Origin of the sequence: Pantoea sp. EABMAA-21 (genome assembly GCF_030053335.1) — a bacterium.
Taxonomy (GTDB): Bacteria; Pseudomonadota; Gammaproteobacteria; order Enterobacterales; family Enterobacteriaceae; genus Pantoea; species Pantoea communis.
The window spans coordinates 71,253-93,143 of sequence record NZ_JASGBX010000017.1 but is presented as its reverse complement, the minus strand read 5'-3'; the positions used below and the strand labels follow the sequence as shown (position 1 = coordinate 93,143).

General features: G+C 53.5%; 21 protein-coding genes. 5 read left to right on the top strand and 16 right to left on the bottom strand.

Going from position 1 to position 21,891, the window contains the following annotated elements; genetic code table 11:
• Positions 1 to 104: 104 nt before the first annotated feature.
• A complete protein-coding gene (locus QMZ65_RS20910) occupies positions 105 to 1,169 on the top strand; it encodes an NAD(P)-dependent alcohol dehydrogenase (RefSeq protein ID WP_034826924.1) in 1,065 nt (354 codons plus the stop codon).
• Here the strand turns inward: QMZ65_RS20910 and QMZ65_RS20905 are convergent, their stop codons facing one another.
• The 5 genes from QMZ65_RS20905 to dnaB all read right to left on the bottom strand — a co-directional run bounded on the left by QMZ65_RS20905 (position 1,170) and on the right by dnaB (position 5,828).
• Positions 1,170 to 1,526 (bottom strand): MmcQ/YjbR family DNA-binding protein, encoded by a 357-nt coding sequence (locus tag QMZ65_RS20905; protein ID WP_283216619.1) that lies wholly within the window; start codon positions 1,524 to 1,526, stop codon positions 1,170 to 1,172.
• A 188-nt stretch (positions 1,527 to 1,714) separates the two neighbouring features.
• A complete protein-coding gene (locus tag QMZ65_RS20900; RefSeq protein WP_097119024.1) occupies positions 1,715 to 2,908 on the bottom strand; it encodes an amino acid aminotransferase in 1,194 nt (397 codons plus the stop codon).
• A gap of 48 nt (positions 2,909 to 2,956) precedes the next feature.
• Positions 2,957 to 3,571 carry a YitT family protein gene (locus QMZ65_RS20895; protein ID WP_034826930.1) on the bottom strand — a complete coding sequence of 205 codons (615 nt, stop codon included), beginning with the start codon at positions 3,569 to 3,571 and terminating at the stop codon, positions 2,957 to 2,959.
• 230 nt (positions 3,572 to 3,801) lie between these two features.
• Positions 3,802 to 4,293 (bottom strand): Lrp/AsnC family transcriptional regulator, encoded by a 492-nt coding sequence (locus QMZ65_RS20890; RefSeq protein WP_034826932.1) that lies wholly within the window; start codon positions 4,291 to 4,293, stop codon positions 3,802 to 3,804.
• Between the two features lie 128 nt (positions 4,294 to 4,421).
• Entirely contained in the window at positions 4,422 to 5,828 is a 1,407-nt protein-coding gene (gene dnaB / locus QMZ65_RS20885) for a replicative DNA helicase (protein ID WP_097118948.1), read from the bottom strand.
• 73 nt (positions 5,829 to 5,901) lie between these two features.
• On the opposite strand from dnaB, the gene QMZ65_RS20880 reads away from it, so the two are divergent.
• Positions 5,902 to 6,885, top strand: a complete 984-nt coding sequence (locus QMZ65_RS20880; RefSeq protein WP_283216618.1) for a quinone oxidoreductase — start codon at positions 5,902 to 5,904, stop codon at positions 6,883 to 6,885.
• 185 nt (positions 6,886 to 7,070) lie between these two features.
• On the opposite strand, the gene pspG is transcribed toward QMZ65_RS20880, so the two are convergent.
• The 6 genes from pspG to QMZ65_RS20850 form a co-directional block, all read right to left on the bottom strand.
• Positions 7,071 to 7,337 carry an envelope stress response protein PspG gene (gene pspG, locus QMZ65_RS20875; protein WP_097118946.1) on the bottom strand — a complete coding sequence of 89 codons (267 nt, stop codon included), beginning with the start codon at positions 7,335 to 7,337 and terminating at the stop codon, positions 7,071 to 7,073.
• A gap of 385 nt (positions 7,338 to 7,722) precedes the next feature.
• Entirely contained in the window at positions 7,723 to 8,718 is a 996-nt protein-coding gene (gene dusA, locus QMZ65_RS20870; RefSeq protein ID WP_283216617.1) for a tRNA dihydrouridine(20/20a) synthase DusA, read from the bottom strand.
• A gap of 91 nt (positions 8,719 to 8,809) precedes the next feature.
• Complete coding sequence (locus QMZ65_RS20865; protein ID WP_058960074.1) at positions 8,810 to 10,135, bottom strand: MFS transporter; 1,326 nt, start codon at positions 10,133 to 10,135, stop codon at positions 8,810 to 8,812.
• Positions 10,136 to 10,183: 48 nt separating this feature from the next.
• Entirely contained in the window at positions 10,184 to 11,041 is an 858-nt protein-coding gene (locus QMZ65_RS20860; RefSeq protein ID WP_097118944.1) for an NAD(P)-dependent oxidoreductase, read from the bottom strand.
• A gap of 20 nt (positions 11,042 to 11,061) precedes the next feature.
• The gene (locus QMZ65_RS20855) at positions 11,062 to 12,066 is read right to left on the bottom strand and encodes a transketolase family protein (protein WP_283216616.1); all 1,005 of its coding nucleotides are present in this window, start codon (positions 12,064 to 12,066) and stop codon (positions 11,062 to 11,064) included.
• Positions 12,063 to 12,923, bottom strand: coding sequence for a transketolase (locus tag QMZ65_RS20850; RefSeq protein ID WP_211729072.1), 861 nt, complete (start codon positions 12,921 to 12,923; stop codon positions 12,063 to 12,065). Before QMZ65_RS20850 ends, QMZ65_RS20855 begins: the two co-directional genes overlap by 4 nt.
• Positions 12,924 to 13,106: 183 nt before the next feature.
• Between QMZ65_RS20850 and QMZ65_RS20845 the strand changes: the two genes are divergently transcribed.
• Positions 13,107 to 14,000 (top strand): LysR substrate-binding domain-containing protein, encoded by an 894-nt coding sequence (locus tag QMZ65_RS20845; RefSeq protein WP_097118942.1) that lies wholly within the window; start codon positions 13,107 to 13,109, stop codon positions 13,998 to 14,000.
• A gap of 119 nt (positions 14,001 to 14,119) precedes the next feature.
• On the opposite strand, the gene QMZ65_RS20840 is transcribed toward QMZ65_RS20845, so the two are convergent.
• Positions 14,120 to 15,370 (bottom strand): conjugal transfer protein TraF, encoded by a 1,251-nt coding sequence (locus QMZ65_RS20840; RefSeq protein ID WP_097118941.1) that lies wholly within the window; start codon positions 15,368 to 15,370, stop codon positions 14,120 to 14,122.
• Positions 15,371 to 15,822: 452 nt separating this feature from the next.
• Between QMZ65_RS20840 and zur the strand changes: the two genes are divergently transcribed.
• On the top strand, positions 15,823 to 16,344 hold the full coding sequence (gene zur / locus QMZ65_RS20835) for a zinc uptake transcriptional repressor Zur (protein WP_097118940.1): 522 nt from the start codon (positions 15,823 to 15,825) through the stop codon (positions 16,342 to 16,344).
• 65 nt (positions 16,345 to 16,409) lie between these two features.
• On the opposite strand, the gene QMZ65_RS20830 is transcribed toward zur, so the two are convergent.
• The 4 genes from QMZ65_RS20830 to QMZ65_RS20815 form a co-directional block, all read right to left on the bottom strand.
• Positions 16,410 to 16,622: a CsbD family protein gene (locus tag QMZ65_RS20830; RefSeq protein ID WP_097118939.1), complete on the bottom strand. Its 213-nt coding sequence runs from the start codon at positions 16,620 to 16,622 to the stop codon at positions 16,410 to 16,412.
• 163 nt (positions 16,623 to 16,785) lie between these two features.
• A complete protein-coding gene (gene dinF, locus QMZ65_RS20825) occupies positions 16,786 to 18,108 on the bottom strand; it encodes an MATE family efflux transporter DinF (protein ID WP_283216615.1) in 1,323 nt (440 codons plus the stop codon).
• Positions 18,109 to 18,234: 126 nt separating this feature from the next.
• Positions 18,235 to 18,849: a transcriptional repressor LexA gene (gene lexA / locus QMZ65_RS20820; protein WP_034826962.1), complete on the bottom strand. Its 615-nt coding sequence runs from the start codon at positions 18,847 to 18,849 to the stop codon at positions 18,235 to 18,237.
• Positions 18,850 to 18,954: 105 nt separating this feature from the next.
• Positions 18,955 to 19,323 (bottom strand): diacylglycerol kinase, encoded by a 369-nt coding sequence (locus QMZ65_RS20815; RefSeq protein ID WP_034826963.1) that lies wholly within the window; start codon positions 19,321 to 19,323, stop codon positions 18,955 to 18,957.
• A 127-nt stretch (positions 19,324 to 19,450) separates the two neighbouring features.
• Between QMZ65_RS20815 and plsB the strand changes: the two genes are divergently transcribed.
• Complete coding sequence (gene plsB / locus QMZ65_RS20810; protein WP_283216614.1) at positions 19,451 to 21,874, top strand: glycerol-3-phosphate 1-O-acyltransferase PlsB; 2,424 nt, start codon at positions 19,451 to 19,453, stop codon at positions 21,872 to 21,874.
• Positions 21,875 to 21,891 lie beyond the last annotated feature (17 nt).

The window sequence follows — 21,891 nt, the reverse complement described above, 5'->3', positions numbered from 1 at the left end:
TCCTTACACAGTTCCTTTTTGGCGTAGCTCGTTACGCCTTTATCCCTTCAGCTCGCTGAACGGGATCCCGCAAAACACTCACGACACACCCGATTGGAGACACCATGAATATTACGCATGCCTATGCCGCACAGGACGCGAAAACTAAACTCGCCCCGTTCGACTATAAGCCGCGCGAGCTGCGCGCTCATGATGTGCAGATTGAAGTGTTGTACTGTGGCGTTTGCCACTCTGACCTGCATCAGGCGCGCAACGAATGGAAAAACACCATCTTCCCGGTGGTGCCAGGCCATGAGATCGTTGGACGCGTTACCGCCGTTGGCGGCCACACTCACAAATACAAAGTGGGCGATCTGGTCGGTGTCGGCTGTATGGTTGACTCCTGCCGCAGCTGTCCAAGCTGCCAGGAAGGACTGGAGCAGTATTGCGAAAACGGTTTTGTTGGCACCTATAACGGTGAAGATCGCGAAACCGGCGCCATCACCTACGGCGGTTACTCCACCAGCATGGTGGTTGATGAAAGCTTTGTGCTGCGCGTGCCGGAAAACCTTGAGCTGGCAGGCGTTGCCCCGCTGCTGTGTGCCGGTATCACCACCTACTCACCGCTGCGTCACTGGAACGTCGGTCCAGGTAAGAAAGTGGGCATCGTCGGTCTGGGCGGCCTCGGCCATATGGGCGTGAAAATCGCGCATGCGATGGGCGCGCATGTGGTGCTGTTCACCACCTCACCATCGAAGATTGAAGACGGTAAGCGCCTGGGTGCTGATGAAGTGGTGATTTCGAAAGATGCTGATCAAATGGCGCAGCACAACAACAGCTTCGATTTCATCCTCAACACCGTGGCTGCTCAGCATGATCTCAACCCGTTTATTGCCCTGCTGAAACGCGATGGCAACATGACGCTGGTGGGCGCGCCAGAGCACGATCATCCGGCTCCACAGGTCTTTAATCTGATCTTCAAACGTCGCAGCATTGCCGGTTCACTGATCGGTGGTATCGCTGAGACACAGGAGATGCTGGATTTCTGCGGCAAGCACGGTATCACTTCAGATATCGAGCTGATCGCCATGAACCAGATTAACGAAGCCTACGAACGTATGCTGAAAAGCGACGTGAAATACCGCTTCGTGATTGATATCAACACCCTGCGTGAAGAGTCAGCAGCTTAATTAGCGCGCGTCTTCATCATGGCTGACGCCCGCCGCACGCGTGGCGTCAGCCTGTTGCCAGGAAGCTTCCACCAGATAATAAATCTGCGAATCCTTCAGCGAGCCATCCAGCCACAGCGTACTCCAGTGCGACTTATTTAAATGCTCACTCGGAAACACATCACTGTGCTCTTCGCGCAATAAATCGGCCAGCGCAGGCGAGGTTTTCAACGACAGCGCCGGACGCCCTTTCACCTCATGCACCATGACAAACAGTACGCCTTCGCTTTTTACCTGTGTGGCATCCCATTCATTTTTATAGCTCTGCTCCGCACCCGGCTTACTCATGCAGTAGGTGAGGAGATCCGAAATGTTCATGCTGTTTTCTCCTTGGTAGAGGCCGATTTGAGGCCCGATGACGCCTGCCATCGGTTTCGATACAGACGTCATTACACCGTTTAAGTGTGCAGCAACTCAGCCAAAGGTAAAGGCGGTGGCACCAGATAACGCGCATAAAAAAACCGCCAGCCCGAAGGCATGGCGGTTTCCTCATGCGGTGAAGTGCGTTACATCACGGCAGCAAAGGCCTCAGCCACCTGGTTAACGTTGCGGCTGTTAAGGCCAGCCACACACATGCGGCCGCTGGCGATCAGATACACGCCGAACTCATCACGCAGGCGATCAACCTGCTGCGCGCTTAAACCGGTGTAACTGAACATGCCGCGCTGCTTCAGCAGGTAATCGAAGTTTTTGCCTGGCAGTTTGGTGCTTAATACGTTGACCAGCGTCTGGCGCATTTCGATGATGCGCAGGCGCATAGCTTCCACCTCGGCCAGCCAGTTGTTCAACAGTGCTTCATCGTTCAGTACGCAAGAAACCACCTGCGCACCAAAGTTTGGCGGGCTGGAGTAGTTGCGACGCACGGTGGCTTTCAGCTGACCCAGCACGCGTGCAGATTCTTCTGCGCTCTCGCACACGATGGACAGGCCGCCAACGCGCTCGCCGTACAGCGAGAAGATTTTCGAGAATGAGTTGCTGACCAGTGCTGGCAAGCCTGCAGCCGCAATCGCGCGAATCGCGTAAGCATCCTGCTCCATACCGGCACCAAAGCCCTGATAAGCGATATCGAGGAACGGAATCAGTTCCTGCGCTTTCAATACTTCGGTGGTTTCATCCCACTGTGCGTTCGTCAGATCCGCACCCGTCGGGTTGTGGCAGCATGGGTGCAACAGCACGATAGATTGCTTCGGCAGCGTTTTCAGCTTGGCAATAAACGCATCAAACTTCACGCCGTTGGTCTCTTCGTCGTACCACGGATAAGTCTGTGCGTCGAAACCGGCACCGTTGAAAATTGCGATGTGGTTTTCCCAGGTCGGATCGCTCACCCAAACATTTGAGTTCGGGAAGTAACGCTTGAGGAAATCCGCCCCTACTTTCAGTGCACCGGAGCCACCCAACGTCTGGATGGAAGCAATGCGGCCGGCCTTCAGCATCGGGTGTTCTTTGCCAAACAGCAGCGGTGCAATCGCATTACGGTATGGGCCCAGGCCTTCCATCGGCAGGTAAAGTGACGCCTGATGCGGTTGCGCCTGCAGGCGTTCTTCTGCGGCAGCCACGGCTTGCAACTGAGGAATGATGCCCGCCTCGTTGTAATAGAGACCAATGCTCAGATTCACTTTATTGTCGCGTGGGTCCTGTTTGAAGGTTTCCATCAGCGACAGAATTGGATCGCCAGCATAAGCATCAACGTTTTGAAACACGGTGCAGATCTCCATGATTGGTCATAAATAGTCGGTAAAGAGGCGTCATCAAACCATGTAGCGGCCGGGACGATGATTCATAGCGATGATGAGATTGAGGATCACCGCGCCCGCAATTGAGGCCAAAAGTATCGGTAGCGACACCACGAAAAGCGAAGCGAGTACCACGCAGGTATCTACCGCCATTTGCAGTTTGCCGGCGCGCAGACCGATGCGGTCCTGCAGCCAGAGTGCCAAAATATTTATACCGCCGAGACTGGCTTTGTGACGAAACAACACTATAAACCCAATCCCCATCACCACGTTACCGAACAATGTCGCATAAAACGGATTTAGCGCAGAAAAATGGATGAACATCGGATGCAAGTGTGTGAACAGTGAAACCAGCCCCACCGCGCAGAACGTTTTAATCGTGAATTCCCAGCCCATGCGGCGCACTGCCAGCCAGTAAAACGGCAGGTTAATCAGGAAAAATGCGCTACCAAAAGAGAGGTGCGTCAGATAGCTGATTAAGAACGCGATACCTGCAGTGCTGCCAGTCAGCGCGCCCGCCTGTTTCAGCATCATCACGCCAAAGGAAACCATTAACGTGCCGAGCACTATCGCCAGCGCATCTTCAATACGTGAATGAGGAATTTTAGTGGGTTGAACAACGTTATCCATGGAGTAATCTCAGTGCAAATGATGCGGTTCAAATGCAAAAAACGCACCACATAGGCGGCGCTAAGTCGCCACCTATGGGGTACCAGCGATTATCCAATTGATATCTAAGGCGCTTTTATTGCAGGTTTTTGTGCATCAACCCAAGCTTCAATCGTTGATTCATGCACAAATCTGTTTTCTGGTGCGCGTTGTTTGCATTCAATGTGCGTTAATTGCACCAGATTAGCACATCATGCACTTTTTTGGCGCGTTTTGTGCTCGGGGATAATCATCAAGCCGTTCTCTTTTAAACGGCTCAACACCACGGAGGTTTTCACATGGGCCACACTCTGATGGCCAGCCACCAGCTGACTGATCAACGCACTCAGCGAGGCTAAATCAGCCACGGCCACTTTCAGCAGATAATCAGCATCACCGGTGGTTTTAAAGGCATCAACAATCGCATCCTCCTCTGCTACCATGCGATGGAAACTCTCTTCATAATCTGGCGTGTGATTCTTTAAACGCACTTCAATCAAGCCCACCATGCCAAGACCCACCGCGTCCGGGGAGAGCCGTGCGTGATAGCCGAGGATGAGGTTTGCCTGTTCGAGATTGATGCGGCGGCGTGAACATTGAGACGCCGAAAGACCGACTAAATCACTGAGTTCCTGATTGGTAAGGCGGCCGTTAGATTGTAATAGTGTCAATATCTTAAGGTCGTAATCGTCTACCTGAGTCATTCTGCTTCCACAGCGTTATAGGGTGCGCTTTGGTACAGATAACCTGATTAAAGCCAAGGTTGTCCAACACTATTTTCTGATGACGTGAAATGCATGCACAAATCGTGCATGCATCTCGTTGGAAAGGATTATTCGTCGTCGTAAGACGGCCCTGCGTAGTTATCAAAACGCGACCACTGGCCATTGAAGGTCAATCGTACTGTGCCGATAGGGCCGTTACGCTGCTTACCGAGGATGATCTCGGCGATCCCTTTAAGATCGCTGTTTTCGTGATACACCTCATCGCGATAGATGAACATAATCAAGTCAGCATCCTGCTCGATCGAACCCGATTCACGCAGATCCGAGTTCACCGGACGTTTATCGGCGCGCTGCTCCAGTGAGCGGTTAAGCTGCGACAACGCCACCACCGGAACATTCAGCTCTTTCGCCAAAGCCTTGAGCGAGCGCGAGATCTCTGCGATCTCCAGCGTACGGTTGTCCGATAGCGCCGGCACGCGCATCAACTGGAGATAGTCGATCATGATCAGGCTTAAACCGCCGTTTTCACGAAACACGCGGCGCGCGCGCGAACGCACTTCCGTGGGCGTCAGACCAGAAGAATCATCGATAAACATGTTCTTCTTCTCAAGCAGGATGCCCATGGTGGCAGAGATGCGCGCCCAATCTTCGTCTTCCAGCTGGCCGGTACGAATGCGCGTCTGGTCCACGCGCGACAATGACGCCAGCATACGCATCATTAGCTGTTCGCTGGGCATCTCCAGACTGAAAATCAGCACCGGTTTGTCTTGTAGCATCGCGGCGTTTTCGCACAGGTTCATGGCGAAAGTGGTTTTACCCATCGACGGACGCGCCGCCACGATGATCAAATCTGAACCCTGCAAACCGGCAGTCTTTTTGTTGAGATCCTGATAGCCGGTATCCACTCCGGTGACACCATCGTGCGGGGTCGACACCAGCGCTTCAATACGCGATACCGTGGCTTCCAGAATTTGCTCAATGTTCTGCGGGCCTTCTGCTTTATTGGCGCGCTGTTCAGCAATCTTAAAGACGTTGGATTCTGCGAAATCAAGTAATTCTTCGCTGCTACGCCCCTGCGGATCGTAACCGGCATCAGCAATTTGGTTCGCGACCGAGATCATTTGGCGCACAACGGCACGTTCACGCACGATATCCGCATAAGCGCCGATATTCGCTGCACTTGGCGTGTTTTTCGCCAGCTCTGCAAGATAAGCAAAGCCACCGGCCATCTCCAGCTCGCCCAGTGTTTCCAGCGATTCAGAGAGCGTAATAAGGTCAATCGGCTGGCCCATTTCCAGCAGACGCTGCATCTCAGAGAAGATCATGCGGTGCGAACGGTTGAAGAAATCATCCGCCACCACGCGCTCGGAGACGTTATCCCAGCGTTCGTTATCCAGCATCAACCCACCGAGCACCGACTGCTCCGCTTCAATAGAGTGCGGCGGCATTTTCACGCCTTCCAGCTGACGATCGCGGGGTTCGTTGGATTTGTTGGTGGGTTTATTTCCTGCCATAGTGAATGCATTACCGATCGTGAAAGGGACGCGCAAGTATACCGTCCCAGGATGAACAATCACAGGAGTCAGAATGGCAAAGCGTATTCAGTTCAACCAACACGGTGGCCCGGAGGTACTGCAATGGGTCGATTTTGAGCTGGCCGATCCCGCCGAACATGGGGTTCAGGTCGAAAATAAGGCGATTGGCATCAACTATATCGACACCTATGTGCGCAGCGGGCTCTATCCGGTGACAGCTTTCCCGTCCGGGCTGGGCACTGAAGCCGCTGGCGTGGTGAAACGCGTTGGCTCAGGCGTGACGCGCTTTAAGCCCGGCGATCGCGTGGTCTATTGTCAGGCTGCGCTGGGTGCCTATAGCGAAGTGCATAACGTGGCGGAAGATCGTCTGGTGATCCTGCCGGAGAGCATTAGCTTTGAACAAGGTGCTGCCTCGTTTTTGAAAGGCTTAACCGTGCAGTATTTGCTGCGTCAGACCTACAAAGTGAAAGCCGATGAAATCTTCCTGTTCCATGCCGCAGCGGGCGGCGTGGGACTGATTGCCTGTCAGTGGGCTAAAGCGCTGGGCGCGCATCTGATTGGTACCGTGGGCTCCGCCGAAAAAGCGCAGATTGCAAAAAATGCCGGTGCCTGGGCGACCATTAACTATCGCGAGGAGAATATCGCTCAGCGCGTCAGTGAATTGACTGACGGTGAAAAGGTCGCGGTGGTGTATGACTCGGTGGGGAAAGACACCTGGGAGCCTTCTCTCGATAGCCTGCGTCGTCATGGCTTAATGGTGAGTTTTGGTAATGCCTCGGGCCCCGTCACCGGCGTTGATCTTGGGATTCTGAACAAGAAAGGTTCGCTGTTTGTCACACGCCCTTCGCTATTTGGTTACATTACCAATCGTCAGGAACTGGATAATGCCAGCAACGAGTTGTTCTCGTTAATTGCCAGTCGTGCGATTCAGCTGAAGGTACCAGAAGAGCAGAAATTTGCCTTGAGCGATGCGGTGCGCGCGCATCAGGTTCTTGAGAGCCGCGCCACGCAAGGTTCCAGCTTGCTGATTCCCTAAAAAGTTAAGGGCTTCCCGAAGGAAGCCCTTTTTTCTTTCTTTTTATAGTTCGCGCTGGTGTAGGGTCAGCGGCGATGAATTCGTTTTGAATTACTTTACGCATCCTGACAGAAAACATAAGTAAAAAATATGTTTAATTGCAGATTCGTACTAAGCAATTATCGACTCTGTGATCGCTCCCGCATTTAGCGCCAACCACGCCGCTCTAACTTACTGATTTTTCTTTTCAGTCTGTTTAATTTCACTTCACCGCTCGGTGTCGTAAAGGCGCGATAAAGCCACACGGCTACCACCGCCAACACCAGCCACGGCAACAACTTGATAACAATCGCGAATAACCCGCCGAGGAACATCACAACGGTGGCAACAACCAATGCAGCGATAACGCCCAGCAGTGAAACGCCAGTCAGCAACAGCATCAGAAAAAAGCCGATAACAAATAAAATTTCCACGAAGGCTCTCCTGTGTAAGTAACACAGAGTGCATTACAAGATACGTGCCAATATAAGCATACGGTTAATACATTGAAAAATAAGATGTTATATTCAGAAGAGGTATTTCAGCAGTGATGAAATTCACTAATTATTGGTGCATTTTAAACCGTATTAACGGCAGCGATGCTTCTCTGAAGGGACAGAAATGGCCCGTCAGAAAAGCAAAGCTTCCGCGCCAGAGACAAATAGGCTGAGAGCGTTTTCAGCCATGCGCAGCATCGGGCCGTTTCCCAAAAATGGGGCGAATGTTCGCGCGGCAGATCGGCACAGAGGTGTGCTTTCCCTGGCGTTCGGACTGCCCTTTTATGGCCGGGCACACCGGCCCACCGCGACTCACCTACAATCAGGCTTCCTGTGGAATCTTATCCGCGACCAGCGCCAGTGCCGCTTCCAGCACCCGTACATCGGCACCCGGCTTATGGGCATTCTCACTTAAATGACGACGCCACTGGCGCGCACCAGGAATGCCCTGGAACAGGCCCAGCATATGGCGTGTAACGTGCCCCAGATAGGTGCCTTTGCTCAGCTCCGCTTCGATGTAAGGGTACATCGCACGCACCACCGCGACCGGATCGACAGACGGCGTATCGCGGCCGAACAGTTCACTATCCACTTGCGCCAGGATGCTGGGGTTCTGATACGCTTCACGGCCCATCATCACACCATCCATATGTTGCAAATGCGTTTTCGCCTCTTCCAGCGTCTTGATGCCGCCGTTAATCGCCATGGTCAGCGCCGGAAAATCACGCTTCAGCTGATAGACACGCGGATAATCCAGCGGCGGAATCTCACGGTTCTCTTTCGGGCTTAAACCAGAAAGCCATGCCTTACGCGCATGGATAATAAAGGTATCGCAGTTGCCCTTATTGGCCACCGTACCAATGAAATCACACAGAAATGCGTAGCTGTCCTGCTCATCAATTCCGATACGGGTTTTCACCGTCACCGGAATACTGACCACATCGCGCATCGCTTTAATGCAATCTGCGACCAGCGCGGCGTCAGCCATCAGACAGGCACCAAAGCGCCCATTCTGCACGCGATCGGATGGGCAACCGACGTTAAGGTTAATCTCGTCGTAACCGCGCGCTTCCGCCAGCTTCGCACATTGCGCCAGGGCTGCCGGATCGCTGCCGCCCAACTGCAGCGCCAGCGGATGCTCCTCTTCGCTGTAAGCCAGATAATCGCCTTTGCCGTGAATAATGGCGCCCGTGGTCACCATTTCGGTATACAGCAGCGTATCGCCGCTCAACTTACGGTGAAAATAACGGCAGTGGCGATCGGTCCAGTCCAGCATCGGAGCGATAGAAAAACGTTGCGAAGAGAAAGTATCGGTCATGAAACGCAGTAAATCCGGTGTTAGTGAGTGACGAGAAACTGCGCAATGATACCACAGCAATAACGGGCGACACAGCCGCCCGTTATTTCACTCACACCGTCGGGGCTGTTGAGGTTGATGAGGCTGGCAGAGAGGGCTCGCCCACTTTCACCGGCGCGGTTTCCCGTGTGTTGAAGGCGACCCAGGTTGAAATGACACCCAGTAACGAGAACATCACCGCCGGTCCGATCCAGCCGACCATGCCGTACACGCCTGTTGCGATGAACGGTAACAGCCCCGCCACTACGGACGCGCCGTTGTAGCCCAATGAAATACCCGAGGAGCGGACGTTAGCCGGAAACTGCTCGGAGAACCAACTCGACTCCACCGCAAAAATCGGGTCATGGCTAAAGAGCAGAGACATAGCGACAGCGACAATCACCATCATCACTGCACCGGTGTTGATCAGCATAAACATAGGAATGCCAAACAGAATGGTGAAGATGGCGCCAATCAGGAATATTGGGCGACGTCCCACCTTATCACTTAGCGCGCCATACAGCAGATGGCTGCCGAGCCCCAGCGCTGAACCAATCAACGTGCCCCATAACACATGGCGCGTATCTGTGATTTCCGCCAGCACCACATAGGACAACATAAAACTGGTCGTGATGTAGTAGCCACCCGTCTCTGCCAGGCGTAGCCCCATAATTTTGACGATGGTGCGCCAGTCACGACGAATCACTTCCAGCGCGGGCTGTTGCACAATCTGCTTATCTGCTTTGGCTTTCTCGAATTCCGGCGATTCCGCGACCTGCATTCGGATAAAGATGCCAATGGCCACCATCACAAACGAGATCAGGAACGGCATGCGCCACACCCAATCACCTTCAAACAGTGCCGCAGAGAGCAGGAAAGAGCCATTCGCCAGCAGCAGGCCGAGTGGTATCCCGAGTTGCGGTACTGCACCATAGAAACCGCGCTTTTTCACGGGCGCATGCTCAAATGCCATTAACACCGCGCCGCCCCACTCTGCGCCGAATCCGATCCCCTGGATCATGCGTAATAAGATCAACAAGATCGGTGCCAGCACGCCAGCCTGCTCATAGGTTGGCAACGCACCGATCAATACGGTGGCACCGCCCATGGCCAGTAATGACCAGAACAGCACGGTTTTTCGGCCATAGCGATCGCCGAAATGGCCGGCGAGGTAGCCGCCAAACGGGCGCATCAGGAAGCCGACCGCTAAAGTGGCGAATGCCGCCAGAATGCCGACGATAGGCTCTTGCGTGTGGAAAAAGATCTTACCAAACCAGGCTGCAGCGGCGGTGCCGTAGATAAAGAAATCATAGCTCTCCACCGCTGAGCCAATCATTGAGGCGAAAGAGACTTTCGCCGCATTGTCGCGGGTGTTTGCAGGTACAGAAGTCGTGTTCATGTGTTACCCCGGTATTATCGTATTTTTCGGGCAGCAGTGATGGAGCGGTTAATTTGCAGGTTTGCTCCAGGTCTCGATCACTCTGCTGTCATCACGTTGCCCCAATCCGGCTTCTGCTGCCGCCAGATAACGAGCATGAGCGACCTGTAACAGCGGAACCTCAGCGTGGCAGGCGGTCGCCGCCTCTGCCACTAACCCGCTATCTTTGACAAAGATGTTGATGGCGCTGGAGACCGGGACATCTGTCCCCTCCAGCATGCGCGGACCACGATCTGACAACATCCACGATCCCGCCGCGCCGCGCTCGACCAGTTTCAATACCTGAGCGGGTGCTAACCCCAGCGACTTTGCCAGACTTAGCGCCTCCGCGGCTGCCACAATATGCACCGAGCAAAGGTGCTGATTGATCACCTTGATCCCCTGCCCCTCGCCAACCTCGTCACCCACTATCGACACCGATCCCATGGTTTTGAGTACTGGCTCAACAAAGGCAATGGCGGCAGATGCGCCGGAAGCAAAAATCACTAACTCACCGGTGCTGGCGCGGGCGGTTCCGCCCGTGACCGGTGCATCCACGACCTGCGCACCGGCAGCAATCAGTGAAGAAGCCGCCTCACGTACCGCCTGCGGCCCGACAGTGGACATGATGACCCAGTGCTGACCAGTCACCTGCGGCAGCGCTTCCGCCACCAGCGCCTGCAGCTGCTGTGGCGTGGCGACCATCACCACTACTACATCCGCTTCAGGTGCTTCTGCAATGCGGCTAACCGCTTCAATCCCCTGCGCCTGAGCACGCTGGCGCGACGCTTCAAACACATCCACTCCGATTACCGCATGCCCTGCACGCTGAATCTGGCAAGCCATAGGAACACCAATTGCCCCGGTGCCGACAAATATCACCTTCATGCTGTTCTCCTTTCGCGCCGTTATGCCAGCCAGACGCGAATCGCGCTGACCATCGCTTCTGTGGAAATGCCGTAGCGGTCGTGCAAAGTGGGCAACGCGCCCGCATCCAGGAACTGATCGGGCAAGCCGATTTGACGAAACACGGGCATGATCTGCGCATGCATTAACGTGGTCGCCACCGCCTCACCCAAACCGCCGACCAGGCTATGGTTCTCAACCACCACCACTAAACGCCCGGCACGGCGGCACTGGGTGATAATGGTTTCAGTGTCCAGAGGCTTGATGGTCGGTACGTGCAATACCGCAACATCGACGTTATCGGCTGCCAACGCTTTTGCTGTCTCCAGTGCTCGCATTGTCATAATCCCACTGGAAATCAGCAGCACATCACGGCCATCGCGCAGCAATTTGGCTTTGCCCAGTTCGAATTGATAATCGTATTCGTTCAGCACCAGCGGCACCTTACCGCGCAACAGACGCATATAAACCGGCCCCTGATGGTCAGCGATAGCGGCAACGGCTTGCTCCGTGTCCAGCGCATCACAAGGATCAACAATGGTCATGCCCGGAATACCCCGCATCAGCGCGATATCTTCAGTGGCCTGATGGCTTGGGCCGTAGCCGGTGGTTAACCCCGGCAGCGCAGCGCAGATTTTCACATTCAGCTGCTCTTCCGCGATCACCTGATGGATAAAGTCGTAGGCACGACGCGTGGCAAACACCGCATAGGTGGTCGCAAATGGCGTCATGCCCTCCTTCGCCATGCCACCGGCTGCGCCCATCAATAGCTGCTCTGCCATGCCCATCTGAAAATGACGTTCTGGATAGGCCTGGGCGAAGATATGCAAATCGGTGTATTTTGACAGGTCGGCAGTCAACCCAACGATCGACGGCCGGGTCGCAGCGGCTTTGACCAGCGCATGACCAAAGGGCGCAGCAACCGTGGCTTGACCTTCTGCGGCAATTGAGGCAATCATCGCCGACGTTGTCAGGCGTGGCTTTTTCTCTGTGGTGATGCTGCTCATTGCGTGGCCTCCTGAGCCTGATCGAGGATGGTGATGGCCTGTTGCCACTCGTCAGCATCCACACGAATAAAATGATTCTTTTCACGCGCTTCCAGGAATGGCACGCCTTTACCCATTAGCGTGTCCAGCAGAATGACGCGCGGCTTGGGTTCGTCTAGCGCGCGTGCCCGATCAAATGCCTGCTTCACAGCAGCAATGTCATTGCCATCCACACGCTGTACATGCCAGCCAAATGCCTGCCACTTATCTGCCAGCGGTTCAAATCCCATGACCTTGCCAGAGGGGCCATCTGCCTGCTGCTGGTTGATATCCACCATGACGATCAAATTACTCAGTTGATGATGTGCCGCTCCCATCGCAGCTTCCCAGGTTGCCCCTTCATCCAGTTCGCCATCTGACATTGAGTTGTAAACAAAAGCCGGATTTCCTTTATGACGCAATGCCAATGCCATACCGACACCAATCGTCAGCCCCTGTCCGAGCGATCCGCCTGAAATTTCCATGCCTGGCGTGTAGGTCGCCATGCCAGACATTGGTAAGCGACTATCATCAGACCCATACGTTTCCAGCTCCTCCACAGGAATCACGCCCGCTTCAATCAACGCCGCATAAAGAGCAATCGCATAGTGGCCGTGGGAAAGCAGAAAACGGTCGCGGCCTTCCCATTCGGGTTCTTCCGCGCGGTAATTCATCGCATGGCACCATGCCACGGCCAGCATATCAGCCAGTCCCAGAGCCTGGCCGATATAGCCTTGCCCCTGTACTTCGCCCATTTGCAATGCGTAGCGACGAATACGATAAGCGTGCTGTGACAGCCGCTGTGTAAGGCTCAATTCCGGTTCTGCAAGAGTCGTCATATCTGTTCCTGAAAGAAGAGAAAATCAGCAGAGTTGGCAAGCAGAAGAGCGATCTGTCATGGTGAAAGCTGCAGCGGATTCACGTGCCATTTTCACCTGCTTGCCGTTTAGCAGCAGATTACTCAGCCCTGGCGCCTGCCGACAAAAGCAAAAAATGCATCAACTGTTGAATGGGATTCACAAATGACATTATTAAAAAAAGCCCCACTGTCGCTGTTGCGCGCGTTTGAAGCCGCAGGCCGCACAGGGGCATTTACCGCCGCAGCGCAAGAGTTGGATTTGTCGCCTAGCGCCATTAGTCATGCGATTCGTAAGCTGGAAGAGACGCTCGACACGCGCCTGTTTCAGCGCAGTACACGCGAAATCATGCTAACCAAAGAAGGGGCAATCTTGCTGGAACATATCCAGCGGGGATTTGATGAGATGCAGCGTGGACTTTCGCTCGTCACCGCTGATGAATCGCGGCCACTGCGTCTGCACACCGCGCCAAGCTTTGCCCATCAGTGGCTATTACCCCGCCTGGGAAGCTTTATTGCCGCACACCCACATATTGATCTGCGTCTTTCAGCCAGCACCGAATATGCGCGCTTTGAGCAGGATGACTATGATTTAGATATTGTTTATGGCGAGCCGCGTCCTTCGCCTTACGAGAAAATCCCGCTGGCCGTGGAGGAATTAACACCGCTTTGCTCACCACAGATTGCCGCACGCATCCGCTGCCCGGAGGACCTCTATCACCAATCGTTGATTCAGTGCGATGTGCAACTCTACCAATGGAAGGGCTGGTTTGAAGCCAATCACCTGACGCCTCCGCGCCATTATGGTTTGCGCTTTGACCGCAGTTTTATGGCGATTGCCGCTGCCGTAGATGGTCTGGGAGTGGTGCTGGAATCCAAATTATTAGCAGAACGAGAGCTTGCCAGTGGGCGCTTAGTTTGTCCGCTGATTGAGACCACCCAGGAGATTCACTATATCGGCCATTACCTGGTGTTCCCACGGCATCAGCATCGCCACTTTGCGTTAGATAGCTTTAAAGATTGGCTACTTTCCCAGTTGAATCTGGCACAACTTCGCTGATTGATAACGATCACAAATTCTGCGCCCAGGAATGAAACAGGCCGCCAATGGCGACCTGTTTTTGTGAGCATGTTCACGCCATTTCAGGGTGAATGTTAGCGTGATGTGAAATGACGCAATCAGAAGTTAAATCCGAGCTGCAGCATGCCGCCCCAGGTATTATCGTCACCCACTGAACCAGCAAGATCCAGATGCACCGTGTTGTTAAACGGTGAAACGCCCAGACCTGCGGTAAACACATTGGCATCATTTGATTTCATATCCGCACGATAACCCGCGCGCAGTGCTAACCAATCCAGCACGCGATACTCGGCCCCCACTCCCGCATATTGGCTGCTTTCTTCCGATTTGAAACGCTTGGTTTGCGTCAAATCAACATCGCCTGCCAGGGTGAACGCGCCGTAGTTCCAGGCCAGACCTGACGTGACCAGCGGACGGATTTGATAGGTATCGCGGTAGCCTTCCACTGTTTTGGTGTCGATGTCGCGTGAGATCAGGTTCTGCCCTGTCACACCCAACGTCCAATGCTCACCAAAGTCGGTCGCGATGCCTGCATCAATGTTGAAGCCGGTATCGGAACTGCGGTATTGGCTGTTGTTGATATTACTTTTATCAAAGTTATAAATACTGGCGGTGTAGTTATACAGCCAGGTTTTTTGCAGCTTTGGTGTCACGCCCACAGAAACCGGATGGCCAGCGACATCAAATTCATGTGCCAGTGCCACACCATAGTCCGTGACTAGTGCTGCCAGACCATGACCGCTCGAACTCAGTTTATCCTGATCGCCTGGCACGGGGATCACCGTGCCGTTAGCCACACCGCGCAGATAGGTAATATCGCTGTCCACAACGTTAGCCTGCACACTGGCCGTGCCGTAGGCTTTGGTAATAAAGGCAAAAGGCAGTGTTTCATTCGGTACAGTAACAGCAAAAGCGACACCCGCAGTACCGTGTGCTTTATCACCCTTTAAGTCATCCAGCTGATTAGCCATATCACCAGCCGCAGCCTTTAATTCCGGATAACCTCTTAAATAGTCGGCAAACGTCAGATTGTCGATCACGTTTTTGTAGCGATCAACACTGTCCGTGATGTCATCAACTTTGTTAATTAATTTGTCTTTGTCGGTAACCTGCACACCGGCTGAAGGGAATATGACGCTGACGTTATCTTCAGGTTTGGCTTTGGTCATCAATGCCGGGTTAGCCAGCACCGCTGAACTCCAGGTTGACGAAGCGACGCCGGTGCCACCCATGGCATCGTTACGCGCGTCATACCATGTACCTGCTGCCAGAGCTGAAGAAGAAAGAAATACTGCATTCAAACCAACAAGATAAGCTACTTTTTTGTGCCTGAATAATGTCTTCACCATGAGCCTGCCATCACCTTTGAAATGTCGCTGAATAACTCAGAAACGAAACAGTTTAGTTAGCCGCTATTCTGAACCCTGGCTAACACATCATTGCTGTGAATTAAAAGGAAATAGCACTGCTGTTCACAGAATTGGATACAACCACACCATTCTGTTGTTTAGTTATGCAGAAAAATGAACAAATCCTAAATTGATGCCAGATATTACTTAAGGCCTTTTGAACCTTAGACGCTAACCCGGTGAGTTGCAAAGCAAAAATAGCGTGATAATTACGCTATATGACTGATCTCATAGAGGGTCTGAAATGAGCAGTTTTATCAGCACAACAGGAAGGTTAAGTTAATTTATTGATTAACGAGATTTTTCCTGGTCTTTACTCGGGTAAAAAGCAATCACAGCAGGGTAAAAGTTTGTGTGATAAAATAACATCGCCTGCAACCTGGAGAACACTTATGTCAAACCTCACGCCCGCACAACTGCTTACTCAGGCAGAATCCCTTTGCCTTGACCGCGGCGTGCGCCTGACCACTCAACGCGCTGAAGTGTTGCGTTTAATGGCTGAGCAGAATGGTTCGATCAGTGCTTACGATCTGCTGGATCAACTTCGCATCAGCGAGCCGCAGGCTAAACCTCCGACCATTTATCGCGCGTTGGATTTTCTGCTGGAGCAGGGTTTTATTCATCGTGTCGAATCAAATAACAGTTATGTGGTTTGCCACCATTTCGACGAGCCTGCGCATACTTCGGTGATGCTGGTGTGTGATGGTTGTGCGGCAGTCAGTGAAAAACACGCACAGGGCGTAGAAAAGATTATTTCGGGATTGGCCGATCAAGCCGGTTTCTCATTGCGCCACACGGTTATTGAAGCCCATGGTTTGTGTGAAAACTGCGCAGAAGTCGCAGCGTGCAATCATCACGATAGCTGCGATCACGATCATGAGATTGATACGAAAAAGAGAGTGAGAAAAGGGTGAGTGGCACTTCCTTGTGCCTTGCCGACGGGTGATCGGCGGGGTAGGAGCATCTTCCTTAATTCCGGTTACCAGCGGTAATCTTTATTGTGACTTTCCCAGTCTTTCACTTCGCTTTCGGCCTGGTCTTTCGCGTAGCCGTAGCGTTCCTGAATTTTACCGACAAGCTGCTCGCGCTTACCTTCGATGACCGTCATATCGTCATCCGTCAGCTTGCCCCACTTCTCTTTCATTTTCCCTTTAAACTGCTTCCAGTTACCGCTCGCTTCGTCTTTGTTCATCATAATCCTCCACATCATCCTGAGTGAGATGCGATGATCTCCTGATAAATCAGGTAATCACCCACACAACGCGCTACTCAATAGCGCCGTATGAGATAATTATAGTAGCCAGATAGGATTACGCAAAAAATACAGAATAATCTGTAGTTTACGCTTCGCTTATTCAAACAGTGAACCAGCTATCGTGTCGCCAGTGACGTCGCCACATCCACCAGAGCGTCAAGCCACGCAAGGCAAGAAACACCGTCACCGCCAGCCATAAACCGTGATTACCGAGCCACGGGAGTGTCAGCAAGGCAAGCCCATAACCCACTGCCGCCATCACCATGCTGTTGCGCATTTCGCGCCCGCGCGTGGCATCGATAAACATACCGTCCAGCAGATAGCACCAGACACCGATCAGCGGAAGAATCACCTGCCAGCCAAGATAGCGATCGGCCATCTCTCGCAGTGGCTCAAGCGAAGTGAGCAACGCCACAATTTCGGGGCCGGTTATTGCATAGATGGCTGCGAACGCCAGGGCAACGATACCAGCCTGACGGCAGGCAGCATGCCAAATCAGTAATAAGCGACTGCGATCTCGCGCCCCCACCGCTTCACCGGAGCAGGCCTCCACGGCATAGGCAAAACCATCCAGCGCATAGGCCGTAAACGTCAGGAACATCAGCAGTACGGCATTCACCGCAACAACATCTGGCCCTAAACGCGCGCCTAGCAAGGTGAGTGACGCGAAACAGATTTGCACCATTAGCGAACGCAGCATGATGTCGCGGTTGAGCCGGAACAGGCGTGCCGCATCACCACGCCAACTCTGTTTTAGCTGATTGAAAGAAATGCCGCGCAACTTAAGCACACGTACCACCATCCATAACCCCACACCCAGCGTGACGTACTCTGCCACCGCCGTTGCCGCCGCCGCACCTGCAACGCCCCAGTGAAGCTTCAGCACAAACAGGAGATCGAGCTGGATATTCACCAGGTTACCGACAATGAGCAGCACCATCGGCGCTCGCGCATATTGCACGCCAAGCAACCAGCCCAAAATCACCAGATTGGCTAAGGTCGCCGGTGCGCTAAGCCAGCGAATGTTGATAAAAATTTGTGCCTGGTGTTGCACTTCCGGGCTGCCGCCCATTAATGAGGCTGCGATCAAACTGAAGGGCGCGCGCAGTAATAAAAACAGCACGCCCGCCACCAGGGCGATCAGCAAAGGTTGCGTCAACGCCCGCGCTAAAGCGGTTTTATCGTTCGCGCCAAACGCCTGCGCAGTCAAACCCGTGGTGCTCATGCGCAGGAACAACAGCAACATAAAGATGAAACTGGTCGCCGTTGCACCTACCGCCACGCCACCGAGGTAAATGGGGCTATCGAGATGGCCAATCACTGCCGTATCGACGACACCGAGCAGCGGAACAGTAATATTGGAGAGAATCATCGGCAGCGCCAGCCGCCACAATGCTTTATCTGAGGAGGAAAACAGCCGCATTCGCCCGTTCCATTGTTGCGCTGGTCAATAGGACCATTAACCGGCAATCAGCCTGAAGAGGAAAATCAATGTATCAGACTGCGGTCAGCACAGCGACCAACCGCAGCGGGGGAATTCAATGAGAGATTAAAGCCATTCGCCGTTACGTACGATGCCGACAGCCAAACCCTCAACGGTCAGAGCCTGCTCACGGGTATCGACCACAATCGGCTGGAATTCGGTGTTTTCTGGCAGCAAATGCACAATGGCACCCTGCTTTTTCCAGCGTTTGACGGTCACTTCATCATCAATGCGCGCCACCACAACCTGACCATTACGGACTTCCTGGGTTTTATGCACAGCAAGCAAGTCGCCATCCATAATCCCGATGTCTTTCATCGACATACCACTCACTCGCAGCAGAAAATCGGCGGTAGGTTTAAACAGATTGGCATCAACCTGATAGTGCGCTTCGATGTGCTCTTGCGCCAGCAGCGGCTCACCAGCGGCCACGCGACCGATCAGCGGTAACCCTTCGGAGACTTCTTCTTCCATTAGCAGGCGGATGCCGCGAGAAGCGCCAGATACAATCTCGATGACGCCTTTACGCGCCAGTGCTTTCAGATGTTCTTCCGCAGCATTGGGCGAGCGAAAACCCAGTTGCGCAGCAATTTCCGCACGCGTTGGCGGCATGCCGGTCTGGTTAATGTGGTCGCGAATCAGATCATAGACCTGTTGCTGCCTGGTGGTTAACGCTTTCATCCCGCCCCCTGGTTGTTTATACAGTCGCTGTGAGTATATACAGGTATTGGCGAAATGAAAACCAAAACAGAGGGAAAAATCAGCGGTTTGAAGATTCTGGAATACCTATCGCAAATGCGACCAGAGCAGTGCGATCCAGACAAACAGAGCCAGTAAGATAGCCAGCAACACCGCCGCTGAGCCCATATCTTTTGCTCGTCCGGCTAAAGGATGGCGCTCTTGCCCAATGCGGTCCACCACCGCTTCAATGGCGCTATTCAGGATTTCAACGATGATCACCAGCACCACGGAGCCAATCATCAGCACACGGGAAATCGCATCAACATCCAGCCAGCAAGCCACCACAATCGCCACCAGTGCAGCAATGGCTTCCTGACGAAATGCGGCTTCATGTTTCCAGGCGGCGCGCAAGCCCTGCCAGGAATAACCGGCTGCATTCACTATTCTTTGAATACCGGTGACGTTATTTGCCATGCTTTGGAACCCTTGATGTGATTTGGCGTCAATATGTGGGCTATCTGAGGTCGTGTAAGCCACAGATCTTCGTTGCACTTTCTGGTATGCTTGCCGCGCTTTGCTAACAAGAGGCTTTAAGTTGTCTATGTCAGGTTGGCGTAAACTTTATTACAAACTATTGAATTTACCACTCTCTTTTTTGGTAAAGAGTAAGGTCATTCCGACCGATCCTGTCTCAGAACACGGGATCGATCCGACTCGTCCAGTGATGTATGTTTTGCCTTATGATTCAAAGGCTGACCTGCTCACTCTTCGGACACAGTGCCTGAAACATGATCTGCCCGATCCGCTGGCTCCGCTGGAGATCGACGGCACGCTACTGCCGCGTCACGTGTTTATTCATGATGGCCCACGCGTATTCCCCTATTTCGTTGCCAATCCTGAGTCGGTGAAGCTATTCCACGACTATCTCGATTTGCACCGTAGTAACCCTGATCTCGACGTACAGATGTTACCGGTGGCGGTGATGTTTGGTCGTGCGCCGGGACGCGAAATCCAGGGAGAAGATACGCCACATCTGCGCATCCTTAATGGTGTAGAGAAATTCTTCGCCATTTTGTGGCACGGACGTGACAGCTTTGTGCGCTTCTCGCCGACCGTTTCCCTGCGCCAGATGGCGACGGAGCACGGTACGGATAAGTCGATTGCCCAGAAGCTGGCACGCGTGGCTCGCATTCACTTCGCGCGTCAGCGCCTGGCTGCTGTAGGCCCACGTCTGCCTGCGCGTCAGGATCTGTTCAACAAGCTGCTGCAATCCAAAGCGATTGAAAAAGCGGTTGAAGATGAAGCGCGTAGTAAAAAAATCTCGCACGAGAAAGCCCAGCAGAATGCTGTTGAGATGATGGAAGAGGTCGCAGCGAACTTCTCGTATGAGGCCATTCGCGTCACAGACCGCGTGATGGGCTGGCTGTGGAGCCGCCTTTATCAGGGCATCAACGTCAACGGTGGCGAGCGAGTCCGTCAGCTGGCGCAAGATGGCCATGAGATTGTGTATGTGCCCTGCCATCGCAGCCACATGGACTATCTACTGCTCTCTTACGTGCTCTACCATCAGGGGCTGGTGCCGCCACACATCGCGGCCGGTATCAACCTGAACTTCTGGCCAGCAGGTCCGATTTTCCGTCGTCTGGGTGCTTTCTTTATTCGCCGTACCTTCAAGGGAAACAAACTCTATTCCACGGTGTTCCGTGAATATCTGGGCGAGTTGTTCAGCCGCGGATATTCAGTCGAGTATTTCGTTGAAGGCGGGCGCTCGCGCACGGGCCGACTGCTGGATCCTAAAACCGGCACGCTGTCGATGACCTTGCAAGCCATGTTGCGCGGCGGTAGCCGTCCGATTACGTTTGTTCCGATCTACATCGGCTATGAACACGTCATGGAAGTGGGTACTTACGCCAAAGAGTTACGTGGCGCGGCCAAAGAGAAAGAGAGTTTCCTGCAGATGGTGCGCGGGTTACGTAAACTGCGCAATCTTGGCCAGGGCTACGTTAACTTCGGCGAACCCCTGCCGTTGATGAACTATCTGAACAAAAACGTGCCGGAATGGCGTGATGCGATCGATCCGATTGAACCACAACGCCCGGCATGGATGACGCCGACCGTAAATGATATTGCGGCAAGTCTGATGGTGCGTATTAACGAAGCCGGTGCCGCCAATGCCATGAACCTGTGCGTCACTGCACTGCTGGCTTCACGTCAGCGCTCCCTGACGCGTGAACAGTTGATTGAGCAACTGGAATGCTACACCCAGCTGCTGCGTAACGTGCCTTATTCGCCGGAAGCGACCGTGCCGGAGATGAGTGCTGAAGCGCTGCTTGATCACGCCATGGGCATGAACAAGTTTGAGACGGAACAAGACAGTATCGGCGATATCATCATTCTGCCGCGCGAGCAGGCCGTCCTGATGACCTACTACCGCAACAACATCCACCACATGCTGGTCATGCCATCGCTGATTGCCGCTATTGTGCAGCAGCATCGTGAGATCAGTGAGGCGGAGCTGCTGCGTCAGGTGAGTCTGGTTTACCCGATGCTGAAGAGTGAGCTGTTCCTGCGCTGGGATAACGCAGAGCTGCCAGGCGTGCTGAATGCCCTCTGTGCTGAGATGGCGCGACAAGGCCTGATTACCGAGCATGATGGGCAGTTACGCATGAATCCGGCCCGCCATCGTTCATTGCAACTGCTGGCTGCCGGTATCCGTGAAACGCTGCAGCGTTTTGCCATCACCTTCGCCATTCTGAGTGCCAAGCCGACGATTAACCGCGGCACGCTGGAGAAAGAGAGCCGCACGCTGGCGCAGCGTTTGTCAGTGTTGCATGGCATTAACGCGCCAGAGTTCTTCGACAAAGCGGTGTTTACCGCGCTGGTGCTGTCACTGCGTGATGAAGGCTACATCAGTGATTCAGGCGATGCCGATGCGGAACGCACCCACATTATGTGGCAGATGCTGGCAGAGCTGGTGACCAGTGATGTCCGTCTGACCATTGAAAGTGCTGTAGCCCACGAATAACGTCGGGCCTAAAAAAC